The organism is Deltaproteobacteria bacterium (assembly GCA_018668695.1).
Taxonomy (GTDB): Bacteria; Myxococcota; XYA12-FULL-58-9; order XYA12-FULL-58-9; family JABJBS01; genus JABJBS01.
In genome coordinates this window covers 1-3,513 of sequence record JABJBS010000386.1, presented here as the reverse complement: position 1 = coordinate 3,513, position 3,513 = coordinate 1, and the positions used below count along the sequence as shown (strand labels likewise).

At 48.2% G+C, this 3,513-nt stretch carries 4 protein-coding genes; 2 read left to right on the top strand and 2 right to left on the bottom strand.

Annotated features, from left to right (window positions below):
• Together HOK28_22935 and HOK28_22930 are read right to left on the bottom strand one after the other, a co-directional pair.
• A partial coding sequence (locus tag HOK28_22935; protein ID MBT6435965.1) for a hypothetical protein occupies window positions 1-315 on the bottom strand: 315 nt, incomplete at its 3' end.
• A 58-nt stretch (window positions 316-373) separates the two neighbouring features.
• Window positions 374-2,791, bottom strand: coding sequence for a TonB-dependent receptor (locus HOK28_22930; protein MBT6435964.1), 2,418 nt, complete (start codon window positions 2,789-2,791; stop codon window positions 374-376).
• Window positions 2,792-3,094: 303 nt separating this feature from the next.
• On the opposite strand from HOK28_22930, the gene HOK28_22925 reads away from it, so the two are divergent.
• Window positions 3,095-3,283, top strand: coding sequence for a hypothetical protein (locus tag HOK28_22925; GenBank protein MBT6435963.1), 189 nt, complete (start codon window positions 3,095-3,097; stop codon window positions 3,281-3,283).
• Window positions 3,284-3,310: 27 nt separating this feature from the next.
• On the top strand, window positions 3,311-3,513 hold a 203-nt coding region (locus tag HOK28_22920), incomplete at its 3' end, for a YkgJ family cysteine cluster protein (GenBank protein MBT6435962.1).

Genomic DNA, 3,513 nt, shown 5'->3' with positions numbered 1-3,513 from the left:
CTTGGCCGACTCAAATCGCTGGGTGGCCGTGTCCTCGCCGCCAAACAGCTCTTGCTGAACAACGATGCAGTTTCCTTCACCAAGAACCCCAGAGTCGTTGATATCAGTGGCAGCCATCCGAATGGCTTCGACCTCGTTGAGTACCCCGCCAGTTTCCTCGTACATGACGCCTACGGTTAACTCCGTGGTACATGTATCCGTACTTCCACCGTTGCCATTACCGTTTCCGGTCTCATCTGTTGAGTCATCGGAACAAGCTGTCGCTAGCACCAAACTGCACGCAACCACTAAAATCTTTAGAGCTGTTTGTTTCATTTGTGTTTCCCTGGCCTCGAGTTTTCTCTTGCTGTAATTTCGAGTTTTTTTGTTTGAATTAAAACTTCTGTTTAACGCCTAGAAAGACTCGCCGCGGTTCCCCTGGCAAGTCGATCCCGTACGACATTTGAAAACCGGGATACTGATATTCTTCAGCGAGTAAATTGCGAACCGTACAGTTGAAAGTCGTTGGCATATCATCGCCAAAAATATTCAAAGCATACGACGTAAGTGACACATTCATTAAATTGTAAGCACCAAGCGTATACCGCTCCGTATTCATTTCGTTGACGCCCGGCTGATTGAACGGAAATCCCGTGCGCTCACCAATATACTGGTACTCAATGTTTAGATAACTTTTCACAAAAGCAACATCGACCGTTAGATTTGCGTTCATCATCAACTCAGGGAATGCAACTGTCTCAGAGAACAGGAACTCGCTGCCCTCTGGTGGTAAGCGCTCACTGGATTGTTGTGAGAATCCTACCGAAAGCTCGACCGGCTCCCAACGAACATTGAGAGTCGCTTCCACACCCATGGTTTTCACATCGAGTGCATTGTAGGCGATGATAAAGCTACCCGTTTTCTTGTACCCTGTTTTGTTAACCACATCGTTCATAAAATAGACGAGCGATAGATTGACGTGCCCGTCCAGAAAGTCTGCGCCCAAAAGAAACTCCAACGAATTCACATCCTGTGGAAGCAATCCAGCAAATGCCTGAATAGGTGTTTGACCCGCAGGGGTTCCGTTGTTGTAAAGATATGAAGGAGCTGGCGCCTTAAATGCTGTGCCGTAGAGCGCCTTTAAATATAAATTATCAAGAAGCGTATAGTCTCCAAGCTTGCCGACTTTTTGCAGAAGAGACATCGTCAAACCGGCTCGGTAGTTTAAGCTGCTGTAGCAAACGGAGTTGCCTTCGCAGAGTTCCAAATACTTCTCACCGACAAACCCTTTTTGCACTTTATCTTCGTATGCATCGAGCTGGTATTCAGAAAGGTCAGGGCCCGAATATTCATCGTAACGAGCGCCTACAATAAAGCCCAATCGCTTATTGAATAGACTGCCTGTAAGTTGTCCCAAGACACCAACATTCGATAAATCACTTTCCAAATACTCACGGTCTCGAGGTCGCTCTTGATAACTGATGGTGTCCTGCATCAAATCCGCCGCAAGAACTAAGCTCAGGTTATTGATGACTGTAACATCTTCCAAAAAACCACTGTCAGGGGTTAACGCATTCTCTAAAACTGTGAAGTAAACCTCGCCCATCACGTCCATACTGGTGTAACCGTAATGGCCGCGGTTTTGGGTGGGAACCTGGCCAAAAATTTCAGTGTCTTGCCCTAGCTGACGAAGACGTTCGTTAGAACTGGTACCACCCTGAGCAAAAGCAGCGCCCAAGGTCACATCAACCGCATCAAAAAGATTCAACATATAGTTCAGCCGCGTCGTGGTATTATGAAGGCCAACTCGGTTGCCCGTATTTCTTACCTTGCGACTTCCGCGCTCTCCATCAGCAAGCGTGAAACTGTCTTCGTCGTATTGCAGTACTGACCAGTCCGTGAAGCTACCGCCGCTTGTTAAGGACTGATGATTAACCATCGCACTTAGAAAACCGTACTTTTCATCTTCGTCCAATAAGAGGCTACCCACATCCAGCTTCATGGTGGCGACCAATGACCAAGGCGTTGCAAAATCGTCGTAAGATGTACGCCCCAACAGGTTCTCGTTCTGCTCTTGCCACTGCTCGTCTTGATAAGTGATGGGAATACTTAACCCACTTCGATTGGTTTCGTTTCGCTGAATCGCAACGTAATACTCCGCCGCTCCAACTTGACGACCTCCCTGAACACCAAGGGTGTAACTGTTTCGCCCCAATGCCTGGGAGCCCTGTGCCCAAAACTCTCCACCATTTGCTGACTCACCACTTCGCGTAATGACGTTCACAACTCCAAGAAAAGCATTTGCACCATAGAGTGCTGAACCCGGTCCCCGGATGACCTCGATGCGCTCGATGGCTTTAAGTGGGATAAATTCAGGCCCGAGCCAGTTGGTTGTCTCAATTCGAAATGATACCGGCTGACTGTTGATCATCACCTTGATGACCCGGCTTCCACCGCGCAAGCCGCCGCTGACTCCACGCACACCCACATCGGGCGATACCCAATCGGTATTTACATAAAGTCCGGGAACAGACTGCAACGCTTCAGCCACACTCTGATAACCGCGCTCTTCAATTTGCTTGGCCGTGATAACGGAAATGATGGCCGGTGCTTCTGAAACAGTTTGTTCGAACTTGGTAGCCGATGTAACCGTAAGATCGAGGCTCAAGAGTGCATCTAAATCGAGATCGCCCAGGGAGCCTACATCTCCAAAATCCTCGGCTGTATCTTGCGCCCATAACGCCATTGGCATGGTCATCAAGCCGAGTGATAAAAGTATAGCGACGCGAACAGTCGTCCCCGCATATTTCATAGTTATTCCCCCAAAAGGTACCGAGCCCACGACGGTAAAACTTGAGCCCGAGTTTCCCCTACTTACAAAGATAGTCAGAACGGAAGGTCGACTCAACGTTGATTTCCGGGTCAGTTACACGGACGAAAATTCCATAAAGCATTGAAATCAAGAAAGATTGCCGAAATTGGAACGATTTTTCGTATTCGCCGCACTCAGCACACGATTCATTCCGGATTTAGGGTTTTGAAACCCCTTATTATGTATGGCTTTTCCAAGAAAACCTCGTTTTAGAAGAACCTGATCTTACCCAACCTTGGAGCTATGGAGTCTGTGCTCATCCATCCAGCGGGCGTTATTCGATTGAGATCTGCGATTGTGATTTCTGCGGTGATCAGCTCTAAAGATCGTACCCGAGGCCTCGAGTTCGCCAAAATCCAAACCAATGTTGTCGATGAACTTCGTTACGCCGCTGCTGCCGCTCTGCTGGGTTGCACTTATCCCCTTGGCTAGCATCCCCAAGGTGATAAGACCCAACCCATGACTTCACGGCCAATCACTAAAATCTACCAAGATCCGCTGGACTTGATTTGGACAAACACTGCCAAGCAATTGGGAATGAAGCTAACACGCTCAAGCGAAGTCTTTGCCGCCTGGGATGGAAAAGAAACTCTCACTATTGGAAGCCCAGAAGACCTAGATGCCGATGACTCTTTGGCACAAATGATTTTTCACGAAATTTG

Excerpts from the sequence above, each read along its gene's own strand:
- HOK28_22930 (MBT6435964.1), bottom strand. The coding sequence starts at position 2,791 with ATGAAATATGCGGGGACGACTGTTCGCGTCGCTATACTTTTATCACTC.
- HOK28_22925 (MBT6435963.1), top strand. The coding sequence starts at position 3,095 with ATGGAGTCTGTGCTCATCCATCCAGCGGGCGTTATTCGATTGAGATCT.